A 17,719-nucleotide genomic window follows, 5' to 3' on the forward strand; every position below is an offset into this window, starting at 1 on the left:
AAGGCGCGCCGCATGACCCCTCTCGCCCTGATTGTCAGCCTTGCGATGCTGGCCGTCGGCTGCGGCCTCGGCTGGCTGCTCTGGGCGCGCGACAAGGCGGCGCTGCGCACCGAACGCGATTCGCTGCGCGCCGAGCGGGACGGGCTGGCGGATGCGGTGGCAGCGCTGCGCACCGACAAGGCGCTCGCCGAGCAGCGCGCGGCGGCCGTGGACGGGCTAACGGCCGAGATTGCTGAACTCAGGAAAGACAGTGTCGCGCTCGCCGAGCTGAAAAGCCGCGCCGACGAACGCGAGCGGGCCTTCGCCGAACGCGAAGCGGACCTGCAGCAGCGCTTCGACACGCTCGCCAGCGCATCGCTTTCGAAGAGTCACGAGACGTTCGTGAAGCTTGCCGAGGAGACGCTGAAGCGGCACCGCGAGGCGGCCGGAGAGGGGCTTCAGAAGAACCGCGCCGAGATGGACAAGCTCATTCAGCCGATGCGCGACACGCTGGCGAAGTACGAGCAGAAGCTCGGCCAGATCGAAGAGGCGCGGGCGACCGCCTACGGCGCCATCCACAATGCGATCGCCGAGGTGAAGCAGGGACAGGAACGCGTTTCGGGTGAGGCGGCGAAGCTCGTCAATGCGCTCCGCAGCGCGCCCAAGGCGCGTGGGCGCTGGGGCGAACATCAGCTGCGCCGTGTGCTCGAAATGGCCGGCCTGTCGCCGCACGTCGATTTTGCCGAGGAGGTTTCGGTGGAAACGGAAGACGGACGTCAGCGCCCCGATGCCGTGGTGCATCTGCCCGGCGAGCGCGTGCTGGTGATCGACGCCAAGTGCTCGCTCAATTCCTATCAGGACGCGCTCGACGCGCCGGACGAGGACGCGCGGCGCGCGCATCTTCTCGCGCACGCCCGCAACCTGCGCGTCCATGTCGATGCACTGGGGAAGAAGAGCTATTCCGAGCAGTTCGGCGACACGCTCGATTTCGTCATCATGTTCGTGCCGGGGGAGAACTTCCTCGCCGCCGCGCTGGAGGCGGATCAGGAGCTGTTCGAAACAGCGTTCCAGCGCCGCGTGCTGCTCGCCTCGCCCACCAACCTCATCGCGATTGCGCGCACCGTGGCGATGGTGTGGCAGCAGGAGCGGGCAAGCGCCGACGCGCGCGCCATCGCCGAGCTCGGCAAGCAGCTCTACGACCGGCTGGCGACGATGGGCGAGCATGTCGCGAAGGTCGGCCGGAATCTCGAAGCGGCGAATACGGCGTACAACAAGATGGTCGGCAGCCTAGAAAGCCAGGTGATGACCTCGGCGCATCGGCTGCGCGAGCATGCCATCGCCGCACCGTCCAAAACCGTGGAGGAACTGCCGCGCGTCACCGGCGAGCCGCGGCCGCTTACCAAGCTCGCGGCGGAGTGATCATCGCCGCCGCTGGTTCAGCACTTCGTAGAGCATCACCGCGCAGCTGACGGCGACGTTCAGCGAATCAGCCTTGCCGCGCATCGGGATCTTCACCAGCACGTCACAGGCGGCTTCGTAGCCCTCCGGCAGGCCGTGCTGCTCGTTGCCCATCAGGATGAAGGTCGGCGCTTCGTAGCGGACGTCCTGATAGTCGTGGTCCGTGCGCAGGCTGGTGCCGACGAGCATAGCGGGGCCGGAGCGCAGCCATTCGAAGAACGCCGTGCCGGTCGTCTGCACGATCGGCTGCGTGAACAGCGCTCCCATCGAGGCGCGCACGGCCTCGACGGACCATGGGTCGCAGCTCTGGTCGAGCAGGATCAGCCCGCCCGCGCCCACCGCATCGTTCGTGCGCAGGATCGTGCCGAGGTTGCCGGGGTCTTTCAGCGACTGGCACACGGTCCAGACGTCTGAGGAATTCCGGTCGAGGTCTTCTAGTCGCGCCTCGGGGATCGGAAACACGCCGACGAGCGCCTGCGGATTGTCCTTGCCGGTGATCTTGTGAAGGATCTCGCGCGGCACCTCGATCGCCTCGCCGCCCGCCGTCTCGCACTGGGCGATGAGCCGCCGGAGCAGCGCGTGCTCCGCGAGGTCCTCCGCGAAAACGAGCGTTTCGGCGATGCGCCCCGCCTCCGCCGCCTCGGCGACGATCCGCATTCCCTCCGCCATGAAGCGGTTCTCTATGCGGCGGAATTTCTTCTGTTCCAGCGACCGGATGCGTTTGATCGTCTCGTTGGAAAAGCTGGTGATGCGGCGGGTCATTATTCCTCGCCGAAGCGGTCCTCGACGAGGCCGACGAGCGCGGCGAGCGCGGCGTCCGCGTCGGTGCCGCTCGCGATGATCTCGATCTCGTCGCCGGGGCTCGCGGCCAGCATCATCAGGCCCATGATCGAGGTGCCGGTGACGCGCTGGCCATCCTTTTCCACCGTGACCGTGGCGGTGAACTCCGAGGTCAGCGTCACGAACTTGGCGCTGGCGCGCGCATGGAGACCGCGTTTGTTGCGAATGAGCACGCGCTGGCGGACGGCGACCTCGTCGCCGAGCGGAACGCCGTCCGTATCGTCGCTCAGGCGACCTCTCCCAGAATCTTCGATGCGACCGAGATGTATTTGCGGCCCGCTTCCTGCGCCGCCACCACCGCCTCGGCGAGCTTCATTTCACCGCGCACGCTGGCGAGGCGGATCAGCATCGGCAGGTTGACCCCGGCGATGACCTCCACATGGCCGCCCGAAAGCAGCGAGATCGCAAGGTTGGATGGCGTCCCCCCGAACATGTCTGTGAGGATAACGACGCCGCGCCCGGTGTCCACCGTCTTCACCGCGCTCGCGATGTCGGCGCGGCGCACCTCCATGTCGTCATCTGCATCGATGCAGATCGAGGCGACGTTCTTCTGGGGGCCGACCACGTGTTCCATGGCCGCGACGAACTCAGCCGCAAGCCGCCCGTGCGTCACCAGCACAATACCGATCATGCGGGCAGTCTCTCTCCATGATCCGGGAGCGCGAAGCCTTCGGCCTCCACGCCCTCGCTGTGCCCGCTCATGTCGCGGTGCACGATGTTCAACGTATAGCCGGCGGCCCTTATCGTCTCGGCAAGGCGTTCGGCAACAAAAACCGACCGGTGGCGGCCGCCGGTGCAGCCGATGGCGATGGTGAGATAGGCCTTGCCCTCGCGCCGGTAGCTGGGGATCAGCGAGAGGACGAGGCTGGAAATCCGTTCAAAAGCATCGACATAAGCCGGATCGGCAGCAACATAGCGCCCCACGGCTTCGTCCTTTCCGGTCAGCGGACGGAGACCCGGCTGCCAGTGCGGGTTGGCGAGGAATCGCATGTCGAACACCATGTCGGCGTCGCGCGGTAGTCCGCGCGCGAATCCGAAGGACATCACGGTCAGCGTCAGTTCGCCGCGCCGGTGGCGGGCGAATTTCTCGCGAATCGTGCGCCTCAGGTCGTGGACGCTGAAATCGGTGGTATCGATGACGATGTCGGCCCAGCGTCGCAGCGGCGCCATCACCTCGCGCTCGCGCGCGATGCCGTCGGCGGCGGGCCGGTCGAGCGCCAGCGGATGCCGGCGGCGCGTTTCCGAAAAGCGGCGGACAAGCTCGCCGCCCGCGCAATCGATGAACAGCACGCGCGCATCGATGCCGCGCTCACGCATCGTCTTGATGTGAGAAACGACCGATTCCGCATCGAAAGCGTGCGTGCGCGCGTCGATGCCCACCGCGAGCGGCCGGTCCGAATCACCACCGGTCAGGGTCTTGTCGTGCACCGCCAGCAGGCGCTTCAGAAGCGAAAGCGGCAGGTTGTCGACGACCTCGAAGCCGTTGTCCTCAAGCGCTTTCAGCGCCGTCGAGCGCCCCGCACCGGACATGCCGGTAACGAGCAGCAAAGGCGCACGGGGGGCGTCGGGATCGGCATTGGCCATAATGCCCCCTAATCTAGTGCTGTTGGACAACTGCTCAAGAGCAGTTCGACCTTGAGGGGTGCGCTGATTTCGCGCGGGTCGAGTGCGGCAAGCGATACGGCGACGCCGCTGAGCACGCGCATCTGCGCTTCCGGCAGCCGCTCAGGCACCGCATCGAGGTCCACGATGAGCGCGACGGGCATGTTTTCGGCGAAGGCTTTCGTCACGATGCCAACGCCGCGAACCTCGATTCGGCCCGCGATCGTGGCCGGCGGCGAAGCGAACAGTCGCGCCTCCCGTACGGTGAGTTCGACCTGATCGTCGGCCACGAGCACGGCGCCCCGGTCGATCAGCCGGAGCGCGAGATCGGATTTCCCCGCTCCGGACGCGCCGGTCAGCAGCACCGCCTTGCCGCCGATGGAAACAGCGGTGGCGTGAATGCGCGTCATTGCGTGGCGGGCAGGCTGACGGTGAAGCGCGCGCCCTTCACCTCGTCGCGCTCGATGCGGTTCTCGGCGGCGATGGTGCCGTCGTGCGCCTCCACGATGGCCTTGGCGATGGCGAGCCCGAGGCCCGAGTGCTTCCCGAAGGCCTCGCCTTCCGGCCGCTCCGAATAGAAGCGCTCGAAGATGCGGTTGATGCCCTCGGCGGGCAGACCGGGGCCGTCGTCGTCGACGCGCATCAGCACGCGCTCGCCAACGCGCGCCACCGTCACCTGCACGAGGCCGCCGGAGGGCGAGAAGCTGATCGCGTTGTCGATGAGGTTGCGGGCGACCTGCGCGAGGCGGCTGCCGTCACCGTTCACCACGGCTGATCCGAACTGCGGCCGCGCGAACGCCAGCGTCACGCCCGCGGTTGCCGGCTGCGTCTCGTAAATGCTCATCAGCGTCGCGAGCATGACGCCGAGGTCGATGCGCTCGAAGCGCACGCGGCTCAGCTCCGCATCGAGACGCGAGGCGTCGGAAATGTCGGAAATCAGCCGGTCGATCCGCTGCACGTCGTCACGCACCACGGTGAGCAGCCGCGCGGAAAGCTCCGGGTCCTTCACGTTCCCCATCGCGTCGACGGCGGAGCGCAGCGAGGCGAGCGGGTTCTTGATCTCGTGCGCGACATCGGCGGCGAAGGCCTCGGTCGCGTCGATCCGGGCGCGGAGCGCGGCGGTCATGTCCGAAAGCGTACGGGAAAGCGCGCCGATCTCGTCGCGGCGCTTCTGGAAGCGCGGGATCGTTACCTCGCGCGCGCGGCCCAGCCGCACGCGCTGCGCGGCGATGGCGAGGCGGCGCAGCGGGCGCACGATGGTGCGCGCAAGGAAGCTCGACAGCAGCAGCGAGAGCAGCAGCACGCCAAGGAAGATCACGAACAGCGTCAGCCGTTCGTCGCGCACGCCGCGTGTCACGTCGCGCGCGTCGATCGTCATGTGGAGCACGCTGCCGTCCGCGAGCGGGGCGGCAGCGGTGATCACGATGGTGCGGTCTGGCGCGAAGCGGATCGCAGTCGCCACCGATTTCCCGGCGAGCGCGGTTTCCGCTTCTGGCCAGGCGCTGCGGATATCGGGTGTGGGCTCCGCAAAGCGTGCGAACTGCCGCGCGCCGACCGCGCCTTCGATCAGCCGGTCGAGAAAGCGCGCAACGTCCTTGCGCAGCGGCTCCGCGTTGGGGTCGCGCAGCGTGAAGGTGGGGCCGGTGAGTGCCCAGCTGTCGAGCACGCGGGCGCCTTGCCGATCATAGATGCGGAGCCGTGCATCGGTGGTCTTCCCGAAACGCTCCAGCATCGGGGCGAGCCGGTTCGGCGCCTGCAGCATCCGTTCCGAGACCGCTGCCGCCATCAGGTCCGCCGCGACACCGGCTTCCTCGGCGCGGCGTTCGAGCATCCGTTCGCGGAAGCTGTCGAGGTAGATGATGCCGCCCGCGAGCATCAGCACCGCGAACATGTTGACCGCAAGGATGCGCGCCGTCAGCGACCAGCCACGCGACCACCGGAGCTGCGTGTCGTCGCGTCCGCCCTCGCTACTCCTCGTCAAAGCGGTAGCCGACGCCATACAGGGTTTCGATCGCCTCGAAGGTCGAATCGACCGCGCGGAACTTCTTGCGCAGCCGCTTGATGTGGCTGTCGATGGTGCGGTCGTCCACGTAGACGTCGTCCTGATAGGCGGCGTCCATCAGCTGATCGCGCGACTTCACGAAGCCGGGGCGCATCGCCAGTGTTTCCAGGATCAGGAATTCGGTGACGGTGAGCTGCACCTCCCTGCCGTCCCACGTCACGCGGTGGCGGCCGGTATCCATCGAAAGCCGTCCGCGCGTCAGCGTGCGGGCCTCTTCTTCCTCGGGGCTTTCGCCCACAGGCTGGGCCCGGTTCTGCGCGCGGCGCAGCACGGCGCGGATGCGTTCGATGAGCAGCCGCTGGCTGAACGGCTTGCCGATATAGTCGTCCGCGCCCATCGCAAGGCCGAGCGCCTCGTCGATCTCGGTGTCCTTGGAGGTGAGGAAGATCACCGGCAGGTTCGATTTCTCGCGCAGCTTCAGCAGCAGCTCCATCCCGTCCATGCGCGGCATCTTGATGTCGAGCACGGCGAGGTCGGGCGGATTGTCGGTCAGCGCTTTCAGCGCGCTCGCCCCGTCCGAATAGACGCGGACGGTATAGCCCTCGGCCTGCAGCGCGATCGAGACCGAGGTCAGGATGTTGCGGTCGTCGTCGACAAGGGCGATCGTTGCGGGCGCGGATGACATGGAATGCTCCACTAAACCAACGAGAATCGCGGCGCAAACCGGATCGCGTTTAACGCCAACTTTGCATTTTTTGACGTATCGCGCGCGAATCGTGTAGGGGCTCCCGCAAAAGCGCCCGCCCGAATCCTTGAGGAGTGATCATGACCGCGTCCCCGATTCCCGCCTTCACCCTTGAGAAACAGGGCATTACCACCGGGGCGGAACTTCACTGGAACCTGGGCACCGCCCCGCTGATCGAAAAGGCCGTGGCGCGCGAGGAAGGCCTCCTCTCCGAGCACGGCGCGTTCGTCGTGAAGACCGGCAAGCACACGGGGCGTTCCGCTAAGGACAAGTTTACGGTCGAGGACGCGACGACGCAGGGCAACATCTGGTTCAACGGCGGCAACCAGAAGATGAGCCCCGAGCATTTCGCCGCGCTCAAGGCCGATTTCCTGGCGGCGCTGGCTGAGAAGAAAACGCTGTTCGTGCAGGATCTCTACGGCGGGTCGCAGCCGGAGTATCGCGTGCGCGTGCGCGTCATCAACGAGCTTGCATGGCACAACCTCTTCATCCGCACGCTGCTCGTCCGTCCGGGCGTCGCTGAGCTTCCCGGCTTCGTGCCCGAGTTCACGATCATCGACCTGCCGAGCTTCCGCGCCGATCCGGCGCGCCACGGCTGCCGCACCGAGACGGTGATCGCGGTCAACTTCACCGAAAAGCTGATCCTCATCGGCGGCACGGCTTATGCGGGCGAGATGAAGAAGTCGGTGTTCGGCCTCCTCAACTACATGCTCCCCGAGCAGGGCGTCATGCCCATGCACTGCAGCGCCAATATCGGCAGCGACGGGTCGAGCGCGGTGTTCTTCGGGCTTTCGGGCACGGGCAAGACGACGCTTTCGGCCGATGCCTCGCGCACGCTTATCGGTGACGACGAGCACGGCTGGTCGGACACGGCAGTCTTCAATTTCGAAGGCGGCTGCTACGCCAAGGTGATCAACCTCTCGGCCGAGGCCGAGCCGGAGATCTACGCGACGACGCGCCGCTTCGGCACGGTGCTCGAGAACGTCGTGATCGATCCCACCACGCGCAAGATCAACCTCGACGACAACAGCCTCGCCGAAAACAGCCGCGGCTCCTACCCGATCGACTTCATCCCGAATGCCTCGGAGAAGAACCTCGGCCCGGTGCCGAAGAACATCATCTTTCTCACCGCGGATGCTTACGGCGTGCTGCCGCCGATCGCGAAGCTCACGCCCGAACAGGCGATGTACCACTTCCTCTCGGGCTATACGGCGCGCGTCGCCGGCACCGAGATCGGCGTCACCGAGCCGAGCGCGACCTTCTCCACCTGCTTCGGCGCACCGTTCATGCCGCGCCACCCGAGCGTTTACGGCAACCTCCTCAAGGAGCGTATCGCCAAGGGCGGCGTCGATTGCTGGCTGGTCAATACGGGCTGGACGGGCGGCGCCTACGGCACCGGCCACCGGATGCCGATCAAGGCGACGCGCGCGCTTTTGAACGCTGCGCTCGACGGCAGCCTCAAGGGCGCGAACTTCGTCACCGATCCGTTCTTCGGCTTCGAGGTGCCCACGGCGGTGCCGGGCGTCGACAGCGCGATCCTGAACCCGCGCGAAACGTGGGCGGACAAAGCCGCGTATGATGCGCAGGCCCGCAAGCTGGTCGGGCTGTTCATCGACAATTTCGCCCAGTTCTCCGATCACGTGGATGAAGGCGTTCGGCAGGCGGCCCCCAAGGCGGCCTGACGCCGGAGCAGACCTGAACGTGCGCCGGTCCTTCGCGGCCGGCGCGTTTTCGTTTTCGGCGAGATGTGTCGCAAGCCTGTCACTGGCGCTTGCGGATCGTGCCGCGTACTCTGCGGATTCGGGGCGGATTCGGGGGCTCGTACAGGAGACGGACATGGCGGATTTGGTATCGGTGCTTCAGCAGACAGGTGCGCTGTCTTCGATCGCGCAGCAGCTCGGCGTCGATGAGAAGACCGCGGCGAGCGGTGCTGGCGCGCTGCTTCCGGCGATCCTCGGCGGTTTCAAGAAGCAGGCAGGCGGCGGAGGCGGCGGCCTTGAAGGGCTGGCCGGGGTGCTCGGCGGGCTTGGCGGCGGCGGGCTGCTCGATGCCGTGCTCGCGCCGGGCGCGACGCCCGCCGATCAGGGCAACGACGTGCTCGGCCAGATCTTCGGGTCCAAGGACGTGAGCCGCACGGTGGCCGGGCAGGCCGCGAATTCGACGGGTCTCGATTCCGGCCTCCTCAAGAAGATGCTGCCGCTGCTGGCGATGGCTGTTGCCGGTTACATGGCGCAGCAGGGCGGCAAGTCGGGTGCGAACGCGGGCGGCGGCGGTCTGGGCGGGATGCTCGGGCAGGTGCTCGGGGGCCTTACGGGCGGCGGCAAGGCTGCATCGCAGGGCGGGCTCGGCGGTCTTGCGTCGATGCTTGATCTCGACGGCGACGGCAATCCGCTCGACGACATCATCGGCATGGCGGGCAAGCTCGGCGGGCGCTAGTGGCACGGCAGACTCGCAAGGACGATTGGGGGTTCCCCCGCTGGCGCAGCTACGGCAGCGCCCGCGAGGCGGTGAACGTGCGTCTGTGTGACCGGCACGGCTGCACGGCCCCCGGCGACCGGCCCGCGCCGAAGTCGCCGAACAGCCCGGAGCGCTGGTGGTTCTGCGAGACGCACGCCGCTGAATACAACAAGGGCTGGAACTACTTCGAGGGGCTGACCAAGGAGGAGGCCGCCGCGCGCGAACAGGCCGAGCGCGGCGACACGGCATTCGAGCAGGCGCGCCACTGGCAGTGGACCGGCCCGGGCGACGGCAGCCGCACGCGCGGCGAACTCGATGCCCTGCGCGCGCTCGAACTGGAAGACGACGCCGATTTCGAGGCGGTGAAGCGCGCCTACCGCAAGCTCGCGAAGCTGCATCACCCCGATCGCAACCAGGGCAACAAGGAGGCTGCGCGGCAGTTCCATGCCGTGCAGGCTGCCTATGAAGTGCTGCGGCGCGCTGAAGAGGGCAAGAGCTGGAAGGGCGACTGAGCGCTATTCCCGCACCAGCATCACGTTCATGTGTGCGGCGGCGACCGGCGCGCTCCGGTCTCCCTGCCAAGCTTCCGCGCGCACGTTGGCGATGCGGCGGCCCATGCGGGTGACGATCGCGGCGGCATATGTGGTCTCGCAGGCGGCAGCGCGGAGATAATCGACCGTCACGTTGATGGGCTTCACGCCCGGTGAGGTCTCCTCGCGGCCCAGGACGTGGACGAGCTGCGCGATCGAGGCGATTTCGAGCAGACCGGCGACAGTGCCGCCGTGCAGCCGGTTCGGCGCGCCGATCAGAGCCTTCGAGAAGGGCATGATGATCGTGATCCCGTCCGCATCGCGCCGGTAGCTGAGGCCGAGCGTGCGGGCGTAGGGCAGCGAGGACAGCGGCCCTTCGTCGGGGGCGCCCAGAAGCTCGCGGACCAGCGTGTCGAAGTTCATGCCTTCGCGCCCGCCGTGAACATGTAGCTTGCTGTCATCAGTGCCAAGGGGTCGTCTGCGTCGCCGTCGTGCGCGATGCCCTTCACGAAGGCGACGGCGCGCGTCAGCTTCGTCACTTCGGCACGTCCGATCACGGTCTTGCCGGGTTCCGCCGGGCGCAGATAGTCGATCCGGAGGTCGAGCGTCGCCTGAGGGACCAGGCGCTTCGATTGCGCGATCACCGACATGCCGCCGACCGTATCCATCAGCGAGAAGATCGCGCCCGAGGCGATGATGCCGGGCGTGCCGTCATCGCCCGGATAGGCGACGAGATGTTCGGCGTAGGGCAGGGCAAGTTCCGCCCAGTTGTCGCCGATACCGTGAAAGCCGATGCCGAGCGCCTTCACGTGCGGCAGGAACCGCAGGAAGCCATCGACGACGGGCTTCAGGATCGGCGTCACGCGGCGAGCCGCGCGGCGGTTTCGCGGATCAGCGCGATCATGTTGGGGATGCCCTGCGTGCGGTTCGAGGAGAGGTGCTTCGCAAGCGCGAACGGCGCGAGTTCGGCAGCGATGTCCATCGCCAGCACCTCGTCCGCCGTGCGATCCTGCACCAGTGTCAGGATCAGCGCGACGATACCCTTGGTGATCGCGGCGTCGCTGTCGGCAAGGAAATGGAGTCGGCCCTTCTCGGCCGTGGTCGGATACACCCACACGCTCGCCGAGCAGCCGCGCACCTTGGTGGCGTCGGTCTTCAGCGCGTCCGGCATCGGCTCCAGCGCCTTGCCGAGGTCGATGAGCAGGCGGTAGCGCTCGTCGGGCTCGTCGAGGATCTCGAAATCGTCGCGGATGGTGTCGAAGGCGGGCAGTGTCATTGCGGGCGAAGACTTGGGCGAGCCGCACCGCCGCGTCAAGCCGAAGGGATTGGCGGGTCTTGAAAGCGCGGTGGCGTGCGCTCATCTGGAAGGCGCGGGCCGGGCCCCTCTGGCGGTCGTCATCTTTGGCGATCTGCGATGTCGGACCGCATCGAGCCATCTCGATGCCGGTCGATGTGATTGGCATTCACACTGGAGGAAAGACCCACAGATGACGAACCCCGCCGCCGGAATGCCGTGCCCCGTGTGCAAGGTGCCGCTCGTGATGAGCGAGCGTCAGGGCGTAGAGATCGATTATTGCCCGCAGTGCCGGGGCGTCTGGCTGGACCGCGGCGAGCTGGACAAGATTCTGGAGAGAAGCACCCGGGAGGCCGCGCCGTCCGAGGTACCGCGCATTCCCGTGCCCCGGCGGGACGACGATCGCTATGCGCGCGAGAACAAGTCTTATGGCTACGGCTATGGAAAAAAGCGGAAATCCTTCCTCGAGGAACTGTTCGACTGAGGATCGGCGTTGCCGGCGTCAGTAATCGACGCCGGCGGCGATCGCTTCCAGTTTGCGCACGCGTTCCTTGAGATCAGCGACGTCGATCCGGCCGGAGACGGGCGGGCCCGCGACGGCACGACCGTTTCCGAGTTCCGCGCGCTTCAGTTCGAGCCAGCCCTTCCAGCACCAGGCGGCGATGCTGGCGAGCATACCGAGCCCCAATATGGCCCCGGCGGTGATGACGATCAGACTTTCAAATCCGGGCATGTCCATCACTCCTTCCTACCGATCGCGCCCGAGCGCGTCGATTTCGTCAGCCAGCAGCCGGCTCCTGTCGGTCGCCAGCCGTTCCAGCGTTGCGATGCGGTCCTTGAGGTTGCCGATCTCGCCGCGCAGGCGGTCGTTTTCGAGCTCGGCATCGGGCCGTCCGCGGCCCCTCTGCTTCATGTATTGAAGCACGATCTTGCCGAAGACCGAGATGGCAACGATCAGAACCACCATTTCGAACACGTGCATCGCTTGGTCTTTCCCTGTTGGCTTGGCGCAGGCTCAGTTCTTCTTGCCGCGAAGCTGTTCGATCTCGTTTTCCAGCCTGAAGGATCCGTCGGTGACGATGCGCTCGATCGTGGCGAGCCGATCCTTGACGCTGCCGAGTTCGGCGCGAAGCTGGACGTTTTCATTGGTCAGCAGCGTGATGCGCTCCTGGGCTTCGGTTGAAACCTTGGGATGCACCGCCATGCCCCAGGCGTTTTCCAGCGGATAGCCGTGCTTGATGCGCATGAAGGTCGTGAACACCCAGCCCGCGATGCCCAGCGCGCCCAGCGCGAAACCGCCGCCGACGATCCAGGGGAGATAGGGGTAGATGAAGATGTCCATGATCCTGTCCCTCTTGTTCAGGCCCGCAGGGCCTCTATTTCATCGGCGAGCCGCGTGGAGCGGTCGATCGCCAGGCGTTCCAGTGTAGCCAGTCGTTCGCGCACATCCTCCATCTGGGTGATCAGCGCGGCGTTCTCGGCGGCGAGGCGGCGTGTTTCCAGTTCCCGCTCGAAGCTGAACACCGGCGTCTCCGCGGCGGCTTCTGCGGGCTCGCTTGCTGCCGCGGGTCGGCTGTAAAGCACCAGCCACATGCCGGCGGCTCCAGCGAGGAGACCGATCAGAAATCCGACTTCGGCAGGCATGATTGATGTCCCCCCTGTCTTGGCCGCGCTAGCGCAGGCTGTCGATCTCGTCGGCGAGCCGGGTGTTCTGCGATGTGTAGTGCCGCTCCACGTGGGCGAGGCGGCGGTCGATGTCGCGGAAGCTGGCGTGAACGTCGCGGATCGAGCGGCTCGGCGCGACCCGCACCTTCTGCCAGAACTTCTGATCGGTGATGCTTTCGCCGTAGAATTCCGACGGCTTGTCCGACGCCATGAAACCGATCACCAGATAGGCGACGGGCAGGATGCCAGCGCCGAGGATGGTGCCGACAACGGCGCCCACGCGCCACCAGAGCACATCGATACCCGTGAAGTCCGCAAGCCCGGCGCAGACGCCCAGCCACTTCTTTTCGCGCTTGTTGAGGTAGAATTTGGTGCGGCTGGACATCGGTGCCTCCCGTTTTCGGATCGTATCAGGCGTATGGATCAGGCGTCATGGGCGGTGCGCGGCTGGGCGAGCCAGGCGATGAGCAGGTAGATGATCGGCAGCAGCCCGAAGCCGACGACGGTGCCGACGACGGCGCCGAGCCGCCACCAGAGCGCATCCGTGTTCGTCATTTTTGCGAAGCCGGCGCAGACGCCGAGGAAAATGGCGTTTCTCTTGTCGAGTGCGAAGCTCATTTCATCCTCCTGATCTCAGCAGTGCGTGTGTCTTCAAGGCGCTCGCCGACCGGGCTTCCAGCGGCGATGTGGCGCCAGTTGGGGTTGTCGACCGACATGATGCGCTCGATCGTCTGCAGCCGGTCTTCAAGGCGGAGTGCCGCCTGGTGAAGATCGTCGAGCATACGCTCGTCCTCGATCGAAAGGCTTCGGTTCTGCTTGGATTTCATCCGGTAGTGCAGGAACAGCCAGGGCATACCGATGAAGATGACGATGACGGCGACAAGCGGGACAATAGCTTCAGCCATGGATCAACCCTCCTGCTTCTGGGCCATCTTGGTCTTCAGCGCGGCAAGCTCGGCCTCGACGGCATCGTCGGTGCGCAGATCGGCGATCTGCATCTCCAGGCTGCGCGTCTCGCCGAGCGCGAGCGCGTCCACCTGGCCTTCGGCGTAGTCGACGCGGCGTTCCAGCACATCGAAGCGCGAGAAGGCCTCGTCCACCTTCGGGCCGCGCAGCAGGCTGCGCATCCGCACCCGGTTGTTCGCCGTCTCCAGCCGCGACAGCAGCGCCGATTGGCGTGTGCGTGCCTCGCGAAGCTTGCTTTCCAGCTTCTGGATGTCGCCTTCGTAGTGCGAGAGCTGTTCGTCGAGCAGATCGACTTCGGCCTGCAGCTGGGCGCCGTTGCCGCTCATCTTCTGCTTTTCGAGCAGCGCCGCCTTGGCGAGATCCTCGCGACCCTTCGACAGGGCCAGTTCAGCCTTCTCGGCCCACGTCGCCTGCGCCTGATCCAGTTTCATGATCGTGCGGCGCATTTCCTTCTGGTCGGCGATAGTGCGGGCGGCGGAGGCGCGGACTTCCACGAGCGTCTCTTCCATCTCCATGATGATCATGCGGATCATCTTCGCCGGGTCTTCGGCGCGGTCGAGAAGGTCGGTGACGTTTGCGGCGATGATGTCGCGCGTCCTCGAGAAAATGCCCATCTGGTCTGAACTCCTGAAGTTGAAGGTGGCGGCCGGAGCGGGAGGGGAGTGGGGGGGGATCCGCTCCGGCCGCTAGACGCTGCGGGCCGATCAGTAAACGATCGGGGCGCTCGTCGAAACCGGGATGATCTGGACCTGGGCAAGCTTGGCCGGGGCTTCGGCGCGGGCGGGACCCGCCGCGGCGAAGAGGAAGACCGAGCTGACCGCGACCGCACCGACGGTGCAGAAGAGGGTCCGGAACATGTTGCTGTTGGCCTGCGTAAGCATTGATGCCTCCTGTGTTTAACTGTTGCTTTCAAATCCGTTGCCCAATGTTCAGCAAGGGTTGTGCCAGTTTTTCTGGCACGCTGTGATTTGTGTGTTTTCAATACGTTATGCATATTTCGGTTGGAGACTGGCGAAATTTCCCTATGTGCGTATTGCAAAAAATTGGGGAAATTTGCTAAATATTGGCAATGAAGGACTCGGTGACTCTCGTTGGCCAATCGACCGAGCTGCTCGATGCGATCGAGCGGGCGAGCCTTGCTGCTGCGCTCAACCGCCCCGTGCTCGTCATCGGCGAGCGCGGAACCGGTAAGGAGATGGTCGCGGAGCGTTTGCACCGCCTCAGTCTCCGGTGGGATGAGCCGTTCATCGCGATGAACTGTGCGGCGATGTCCGAAAACCTCATCGATGCCGAGCTCTTCGGCTACGAGGCCGGGGCCTTCACCGGTGCAACCTCGGCCCGCCGCGGGCGGTTCGAGGAGGCGGACGGGGGCACGCTGTTCCTGGACGAGGTCGGCACGCTGTCTTCCGCCGCGCAGGAGCGCCTGCTGCGCGTCGTCGAATATGGCGAGCTGACGCGCCTCGGCGCGAACCGGCCGCTCACCGTCGACGTGCGCATCGTCGGTGCCACCAACGAGGATCTGCCCGCGCTTGTCGACAAGGGGCGCTTCCGCGCCGACCTGCTCGACCGGCTGTCGTTCGAAGTGATCACGCTGCCGCCGCTGCGCGCGCGTTCCGACGATATCATGGAACTGGCGAACCATTTCGCGCGCCGCATGTCCGTTGAGCTCGGCTGGCCGGACTTTCCGGGGTTCAGTCGCGAAGTACGCCAGCAACTGCGCGCCTACGCATGGCCGGGCAACGTCCGCGAGCTGAAGAACGTCGTGGAGCGCGCGCTCTACCGCTGGGGCGATCCGGCGACGCCCGTTGATGCGCTACAGTTCGATCCGTTCGACTCCCCGTGGCGGCCGAGGCAATCGATCGTGATGGCGGGCGCGGAGCCCGCAGTCGCGGCCGCCGAGCAGCGCGCTGCGGTCAGCGACCTGCGCGCCGCGATGGCGGAATATGAACGGGACATTCTCGTCCGCACGCTCGAAACCTGCCGCTACAACCAGCGCGCCGCCGCAGAGGCGCTCGCCGTCACCTACGATCAGCTCAGGCACTGTATGCGCCGCCACGGCCTGCTCCGGGCTGCGACATCCTGACCTACGCAACCTCGGGCGTTTCTCTGCGTTTTCCAGAAAACCTTTCCTGCTTTTCCGCTCCGAGGAGACACGATGGCCATCGAATTCCCGCCCCTGCCGTTCGCCCGCGACGCGCTGGAGCCGCACATGTCCGCCCGCACGCTCGATTTCCATCACGGCAAGCATCACAAGGCTTATGTCGAAAAGACCAATGCCGCGATCGCCGGCACGCCGCTTGAGGACAAGCCGATCGAGGAGATCGTCCGCGCCGCGAAGGCGAAGGGCGATCAGTCGCTCTTCAACAATGCGGCGCAGACCTGGAATCACACGTTCTTCTGGAATTCGTTGTCGCCGGAGCCCACCGGGCCGGAAGGCAAGCTGAAGGATCTGATCGACTCGGCTTTCGGCGGCCTCTCCAAGTTCAACGAAGCCTTCAAGGCGGAAGCGACCGGTCATTTCGGCAGCGGATGGGCGTGGCTCTGCCAGGAGGGCGCAGGCGGGCTCAAGATCATTTCGACCCACGATGCCGACTCTGCGCTCGTTCACGAAGGGCTTAACCCACTCATCACGCTCGATGTTTGGGAGCACGCCTATTATCTGGATTACCAGAATGCCCGACCCGACTTCGTAGACGATTTCTTAACGAATACGATAAACTGGTCTTTTGCGGCGACCAATCTTCGTTGATGAAATGTTGCGGACAAAAGAAAATAGGAAATTAACCGACATTTCGACTCCGTAATTACAATCACTTCGCCTGTCTTAACCATCAAAGTGTCGCACGACACTTGATGTATTAGGCATTTGTTTAGAGTTGGCGCCCAAGAATCCCCTCAAATCCGCAATTTTGCGGTCACAACGAGGGGTCGTTGGGGTCAATGAACATTTATTCTGCTGGGCGTCTGCGCGGCCGGGGCCAGCCTGTGGCTTTTCTGTCCGCGTTCATTCTTCTGTCGGCCTGTGGCGGCGGCAGTTCTGGTGGCACGCAAACCGATGCGGGCGGCACCACGCCGCCGACGGCAGCCCCGTCGGACCCGTCTCCGACGCCCACACCGACGCCCACACCGACGCCGACGCCGACGCCCACACCGACGCCGACACCCACACCGACGCCCACACCGACGCCGACACCAACTCCGACGCCGACACCCACACCGACGCCAACTCCCACGCCGACGCCTCCACCGGCTGATCCGGCGATGCCTTCTGGTCCGGTCAGCGTGTCCGTGGCTGGCGCGCGGCTTTCCGCGACGGCGATGGACACGATCACCACCCCGACCGGCACATGGCCCGTCAGCGATCTCGGGCCCGTCAGCGGCGGCCGCGCCTATCTTTTCGGGCTTGCAAGCCGCCCGACGTGGTGGAGCGTCTGCATCGTCCGCTATGCAGTGCCGAACGACACGTCCGTCGGCGAGCGCCGCTATGCGCTGTCCGTCAGCGGAGTGGAAACGTCGCTCTCCGTGCTGAACGGTAGCATGAAGTGCATCGACAACGGCGAACCGATCGCGCCGTCCATGGACCGGCTCCGTACCGCGGTCAGCGCGAAGCGTGTGCTGCCTTATACGAGTGCGGCCTTCGCCGGTTGGCCGAAATCTCCCACGTTACAGACCAACCGGACCGACGAGAACAAGATCGGTTACGTTCCGGGGCGCATTTATGGCAAATCGGGCATGAACAACGCCATTGCCTATGCCATTACCGGGGCTGGCGGCGAATATGGATCGTCGCGCGGGTTCATTTCCGGCGACGACACCGTAATGATCGCAGCGGCTTTTGCGGGGAACAGCGCGGTCTTCAACGAAGCGTCCGAACAGAATCGCATCCAGACGCTCTACGGCCTGAGCCTTCCGAACCTCGCGATCTGGTCCGAAAACCACAACATGCTTCGGGATCCCCAGATTCCGCTTAGTGGGGACAGGGCTTACATCAACGAAGGTAGCAGTTCCAAAGCCGACAGCATGGGTGATGAAGGCGAATGGTGCGCTCCGGCCGACTACCCATGGCTGAGCCAGATCAGCGCCACCGCCGGCACGTGCTACGCACACGGTCGCGATGAAGCGCATTTGTTCAATCATGGCTATGCGTACTGGCTTGCGACGGGAGATCCGCGCGCGGCGAT

At 65.5% G+C, this 17,719-nt stretch carries 28 protein-coding genes; 8 read left to right on the plus strand and 20 right to left on the minus strand.

Translation table 11 applies throughout. The features are described 5' to 3' along the window. Positions 1–12: 12 nt before the first annotated feature. Entirely contained in the window at positions 13–1,398 is a 1,386-nt protein-coding gene (gene rmuC / locus ACFQ00_RS12450) for a DNA recombination protein RmuC (RefSeq protein WP_381491217.1), read from the plus strand. Here the strand turns inward: rmuC and ACFQ00_RS12455 are convergent, their stop codons facing one another. The 7 genes from ACFQ00_RS12455 to ACFQ00_RS12485 are packed head-to-tail and all read right to left on the minus strand — an operon-like array spanning position 1,399 to position 6,566. Next, positions 1,399–2,199 (minus strand): TrmH family RNA methyltransferase, encoded by an 801-nt coding sequence (locus ACFQ00_RS12455; RefSeq protein ID WP_381491220.1) that lies wholly within the window; start codon positions 2,197–2,199, stop codon positions 1,399–1,401. Further along, positions 2,199–2,450 carry an HPr family phosphocarrier protein gene (locus tag ACFQ00_RS12460; RefSeq protein WP_381491222.1) on the minus strand — a complete coding sequence of 84 codons (252 nt, stop codon included), beginning with the start codon at positions 2,448–2,450 and terminating at the stop codon, positions 2,199–2,201. The genes ACFQ00_RS12455 and ACFQ00_RS12460 overlap by 1 nt, the downstream gene beginning before the upstream one ends. Positions 2,451–2,503: 53 nt before the next feature. After that, positions 2,504–2,908 carry a PTS sugar transporter subunit IIA gene (locus ACFQ00_RS12465; RefSeq protein WP_381491225.1) on the minus strand — a complete coding sequence of 135 codons (405 nt, stop codon included), beginning with the start codon at positions 2,906–2,908 and terminating at the stop codon, positions 2,504–2,506. Continuing rightward, positions 2,905–3,861 (minus strand): RNase adapter RapZ, encoded by a 957-nt coding sequence (rapZ, locus tag ACFQ00_RS12470; protein WP_381491228.1) that lies wholly within the window; start codon positions 3,859–3,861, stop codon positions 2,905–2,907. Before rapZ ends, ACFQ00_RS12465 begins: the two co-directional genes overlap by 4 nt. Before the next feature lie 8 nt (positions 3,862–3,869). After that, positions 3,870–4,289 (minus strand): HPr kinase/phosphorylase, encoded by a 420-nt coding sequence (locus tag ACFQ00_RS12475; RefSeq protein WP_381491231.1) that lies wholly within the window; start codon positions 4,287–4,289, stop codon positions 3,870–3,872. Then, on the minus strand, positions 4,286–5,878 hold the full coding sequence (locus ACFQ00_RS12480) for a stimulus-sensing domain-containing protein (RefSeq protein WP_381491233.1): 1,593 nt from the start codon (positions 5,876–5,878) through the stop codon (positions 4,286–4,288). Before ACFQ00_RS12480 ends, ACFQ00_RS12475 begins: the two co-directional genes overlap by 4 nt. After that, a complete protein-coding gene (locus ACFQ00_RS12485) occupies positions 5,847–6,566 on the minus strand; it encodes a response regulator transcription factor (protein ID WP_381491235.1) in 720 nt (239 codons plus the stop codon). The genes ACFQ00_RS12480 and ACFQ00_RS12485 overlap by 32 nt, the downstream gene beginning before the upstream one ends. 140 nt (positions 6,567–6,706) lie before the next feature. Between ACFQ00_RS12485 and ACFQ00_RS12490 the strand changes: the two genes are divergently transcribed. The 3 genes from ACFQ00_RS12490 (at position 6,707) to ACFQ00_RS12500 (ending at position 9,595) form a co-directional block, all read left to right on the plus strand. After that, on the plus strand, positions 6,707–8,308 hold the full coding sequence (locus ACFQ00_RS12490; protein WP_381491238.1) for a phosphoenolpyruvate carboxykinase: 1,602 nt from the start codon (positions 6,707–6,709) through the stop codon (positions 8,306–8,308). A gap of 154 nt (positions 8,309–8,462) precedes the next feature. Next, positions 8,463–9,062: a DUF937 domain-containing protein gene (locus ACFQ00_RS12495; RefSeq protein WP_381491241.1), complete on the plus strand. Its 600-nt coding sequence runs from the start codon at positions 8,463–8,465 to the stop codon at positions 9,060–9,062. Then, the gene (locus ACFQ00_RS12500) at positions 9,062–9,595 is read left to right on the plus strand and encodes a J domain-containing protein (RefSeq protein ID WP_381491244.1); all 534 of its coding nucleotides are present in this window, start codon (positions 9,062–9,064) and stop codon (positions 9,593–9,595) included. The genes ACFQ00_RS12495 and ACFQ00_RS12500 overlap by 1 nt, the downstream gene beginning before the upstream one ends. A gap of 3 nt (positions 9,596–9,598) precedes the next feature. On the opposite strand, the gene ACFQ00_RS12505 is transcribed toward ACFQ00_RS12500, so the two are convergent. From ACFQ00_RS12505 to ACFQ00_RS12515, 3 genes are read right to left on the minus strand one after another with little or no spacing between them, the layout of a single operon-like run. Continuing rightward, the gene (locus ACFQ00_RS12505; RefSeq protein WP_381491247.1) at positions 9,599–10,036 is read right to left on the minus strand and encodes a PaaI family thioesterase; all 438 of its coding nucleotides are present in this window, start codon (positions 10,034–10,036) and stop codon (positions 9,599–9,601) included. Beyond that, the gene (locus ACFQ00_RS12510) at positions 10,033–10,476 is read right to left on the minus strand and encodes a PaaI family thioesterase (protein WP_381491250.1); all 444 of its coding nucleotides are present in this window, start codon (positions 10,474–10,476) and stop codon (positions 10,033–10,035) included. Before ACFQ00_RS12510 ends, ACFQ00_RS12505 begins: the two co-directional genes overlap by 4 nt. Beyond that, a complete protein-coding gene (locus ACFQ00_RS12515; protein WP_381491253.1) occupies positions 10,473–10,889 on the minus strand; it encodes a SufE family protein in 417 nt (138 codons plus the stop codon). The genes ACFQ00_RS12510 and ACFQ00_RS12515 overlap by 4 nt, the downstream gene beginning before the upstream one ends. Before the next feature lie 211 nt (positions 10,890–11,100). On the opposite strand from ACFQ00_RS12515, the gene ACFQ00_RS12520 reads away from it, so the two are divergent. After that, positions 11,101–11,391 carry a TFIIB-type zinc ribbon-containing protein gene (locus tag ACFQ00_RS12520; protein WP_381491256.1) on the plus strand — a complete coding sequence of 97 codons (291 nt, stop codon included), beginning with the start codon at positions 11,101–11,103 and terminating at the stop codon, positions 11,389–11,391. Positions 11,392–11,409: 18 nt separating this feature from the next. Here the strand turns inward: ACFQ00_RS12520 and ACFQ00_RS12525 are convergent, their stop codons facing one another. From ACFQ00_RS12525 to ACFQ00_RS12565, 9 genes are all read right to left on the minus strand, one after another. Then, complete coding sequence (locus tag ACFQ00_RS12525) at positions 11,410–11,640, minus strand: hypothetical protein (protein WP_374596845.1); 231 nt, start codon at positions 11,638–11,640, stop codon at positions 11,410–11,412. Between the two features lie 15 nt (positions 11,641–11,655). Continuing rightward, positions 11,656–11,889: a hypothetical protein gene (locus tag ACFQ00_RS12530; RefSeq protein ID WP_374596847.1), complete on the minus strand. Its 234-nt coding sequence runs from the start codon at positions 11,887–11,889 to the stop codon at positions 11,656–11,658. A gap of 33 nt (positions 11,890–11,922) precedes the next feature. Next, positions 11,923–12,249: a hypothetical protein gene (locus ACFQ00_RS12535; RefSeq protein ID WP_381491259.1), complete on the minus strand. Its 327-nt coding sequence runs from the start codon at positions 12,247–12,249 to the stop codon at positions 11,923–11,925. Between the two features lie 17 nt (positions 12,250–12,266). Then, a complete protein-coding gene (locus ACFQ00_RS12540) occupies positions 12,267–12,551 on the minus strand; it encodes a hypothetical protein (protein WP_381491262.1) in 285 nt (94 codons plus the stop codon). Between the two features lie 28 nt (positions 12,552–12,579). Continuing rightward, the gene (gene pspC / locus ACFQ00_RS12545) at positions 12,580–12,957 is read right to left on the minus strand and encodes an envelope stress response membrane protein PspC (RefSeq protein ID WP_381491265.1); all 378 of its coding nucleotides are present in this window, start codon (positions 12,955–12,957) and stop codon (positions 12,580–12,582) included. Between the two features lie 38 nt (positions 12,958–12,995). After that, complete coding sequence (locus ACFQ00_RS12550) at positions 12,996–13,190, minus strand: PspC domain-containing protein (protein ID WP_381491268.1); 195 nt, start codon at positions 13,188–13,190, stop codon at positions 12,996–12,998. Then, a complete protein-coding gene (pspB, locus tag ACFQ00_RS12555) occupies positions 13,187–13,477 on the minus strand; it encodes an envelope stress response membrane protein PspB (protein ID WP_381491271.1) in 291 nt (96 codons plus the stop codon). Before pspB ends, ACFQ00_RS12550 begins: the two co-directional genes overlap by 4 nt. A 3-nt stretch (positions 13,478–13,480) precedes the next feature. Then, a complete protein-coding gene (pspA, locus tag ACFQ00_RS12560) occupies positions 13,481–14,152 on the minus strand; it encodes a phage shock protein PspA (RefSeq protein ID WP_381491274.1) in 672 nt (223 codons plus the stop codon). A gap of 90 nt (positions 14,153–14,242) precedes the next feature. Then, positions 14,243–14,419 carry a hypothetical protein gene (locus ACFQ00_RS12565; protein WP_381491277.1) on the minus strand — a complete coding sequence of 59 codons (177 nt, stop codon included), beginning with the start codon at positions 14,417–14,419 and terminating at the stop codon, positions 14,243–14,245. Between the two features lie 188 nt (positions 14,420–14,607). Here ACFQ00_RS12565 and pspF point away from each other — a divergent pair, with 188 nt between their 5' ends. Together pspF and ACFQ00_RS12575 are read left to right on the plus strand one after the other, a co-directional pair. After that, entirely contained in the window at positions 14,608–15,621 is a 1,014-nt protein-coding gene (gene pspF, locus ACFQ00_RS12570; protein WP_381491280.1) for a phage shock protein operon transcriptional activator, read from the plus strand. 72 nt (positions 15,622–15,693) lie between these two features. After that, positions 15,694–16,287, plus strand: a complete 594-nt coding sequence (locus tag ACFQ00_RS12575) for a superoxide dismutase (protein WP_381491283.1) — start codon at positions 15,694–15,696, stop codon at positions 16,285–16,287. A 199-nt stretch (positions 16,288–16,486) separates the two neighbouring features. On the opposite strand, the gene ACFQ00_RS12580 is transcribed toward ACFQ00_RS12575, so the two are convergent. Next, a complete protein-coding gene (locus ACFQ00_RS12580) occupies positions 16,487–16,864 on the minus strand; it encodes a hypothetical protein (protein WP_381491286.1) in 378 nt (125 codons plus the stop codon). Between ACFQ00_RS12580 and ACFQ00_RS12585 the strand changes: the two genes are divergently transcribed. Beyond that, positions 16,857–17,719 (plus strand): hypothetical protein (locus ACFQ00_RS12585; protein ID WP_381491289.1); only part of this gene is annotated, 863 nt, incomplete at its 3' end. The genes ACFQ00_RS12580 and ACFQ00_RS12585 overlap by 8 nt on opposite strands.

The sequence above is a fragment of the Sphingosinicella xenopeptidilytica genome (assembly GCF_042676985.1).
Classification (GTDB): Bacteria; Pseudomonadota; Alphaproteobacteria; order Sphingomonadales; family Sphingomonadaceae; genus Sphingosinicella; species Sphingosinicella xenopeptidilytica.

Coding starts and splice junctions, on each gene's coding strand:
- rmuC (WP_381491217.1), top strand. CDS start 13: ATGACCCCTCTCGCCCTGATTGTCAGCCTTGCGATGCTGGCCGTCGGC.
- ACFQ00_RS12455 (WP_381491220.1), bottom strand. CDS start 2,199: ATGACCCGCCGCATCACCAGCTTTTCCAACGAGACGATCAAACGCATC.
- ACFQ00_RS12465 (WP_381491225.1), bottom strand. CDS start 2,908: ATGATCGGTATTGTGCTGGTGACGCACGGGCGGCTTGCGGCTGAGTTC.
- rapZ (WP_381491228.1), bottom strand. CDS start 3,861: ATGGCCAATGCCGATCCCGACGCCCCCCGTGCGCCTTTGCTGCTCGTT.
- ACFQ00_RS12475 (WP_381491231.1), bottom strand. CDS start 4,289: ATGACGCGCATTCACGCCACCGCTGTTTCCATCGGCGGCAAGGCGGTG.
- ACFQ00_RS12480 (WP_381491233.1), bottom strand. CDS start 5,878: ATGGCGTCGGCTACCGCTTTGACGAGGAGTAGCGAGGGCGGACGCGAC.
- ACFQ00_RS12485 (WP_381491235.1), bottom strand. CDS start 6,566: ATGTCATCCGCGCCCGCAACGATCGCCCTTGTCGACGACGACCGCAAC.
- ACFQ00_RS12490 (WP_381491238.1), top strand. CDS start 6,707: ATGACCGCGTCCCCGATTCCCGCCTTCACCCTTGAGAAACAGGGCATT.
- ACFQ00_RS12495 (WP_381491241.1), top strand. CDS start 8,463: ATGGCGGATTTGGTATCGGTGCTTCAGCAGACAGGTGCGCTGTCTTCG.
- ACFQ00_RS12505 (WP_381491247.1), bottom strand. CDS start 10,036: ATGAACTTCGACACGCTGGTCCGCGAGCTTCTGGGCGCCCCCGACGAA.
- ACFQ00_RS12515 (WP_381491253.1), bottom strand. CDS start 10,889: ATGACACTGCCCGCCTTCGACACCATCCGCGACGATTTCGAGATCCTC.
- ACFQ00_RS12520 (WP_381491256.1), top strand. CDS start 11,101: ATGACGAACCCCGCCGCCGGAATGCCGTGCCCCGTGTGCAAGGTGCCG.
- ACFQ00_RS12525 (WP_374596845.1), bottom strand. CDS start 11,640: ATGCCCGGATTTGAAAGTCTGATCGTCATCACCGCCGGGGCCATATTG.
- ACFQ00_RS12530 (WP_374596847.1), bottom strand. CDS start 11,889: ATGCACGTGTTCGAAATGGTGGTTCTGATCGTTGCCATCTCGGTCTTC.
- ACFQ00_RS12535 (WP_381491259.1), bottom strand. CDS start 12,249: ATGGACATCTTCATCTACCCCTATCTCCCCTGGATCGTCGGCGGCGGT.
- ACFQ00_RS12540 (WP_381491262.1), bottom strand. CDS start 12,551: ATGCCTGCCGAAGTCGGATTTCTGATCGGTCTCCTCGCTGGAGCCGCC.
- pspC (WP_381491265.1), bottom strand. CDS start 12,957: ATGTCCAGCCGCACCAAATTCTACCTCAACAAGCGCGAAAAGAAGTGG.
- ACFQ00_RS12550 (WP_381491268.1), bottom strand. CDS start 13,190: ATGAGCTTCGCACTCGACAAGAGAAACGCCATTTTCCTCGGCGTCTGC.
- pspB (WP_381491271.1), bottom strand. CDS start 13,477: ATGGCTGAAGCTATTGTCCCGCTTGTCGCCGTCATCGTCATCTTCATC.
- pspA (WP_381491274.1), bottom strand. CDS start 14,152: ATGGGCATTTTCTCGAGGACGCGCGACATCATCGCCGCAAACGTCACC.
- ACFQ00_RS12565 (WP_381491277.1), bottom strand. CDS start 14,419: ATGCTTACGCAGGCCAACAGCAACATGTTCCGGACCCTCTTCTGCACC.
- pspF (WP_381491280.1), top strand. CDS start 14,608: ATGAAGGACTCGGTGACTCTCGTTGGCCAATCGACCGAGCTGCTCGAT.
- ACFQ00_RS12575 (WP_381491283.1), top strand. CDS start 15,694: ATGGCCATCGAATTCCCGCCCCTGCCGTTCGCCCGCGACGCGCTGGAG.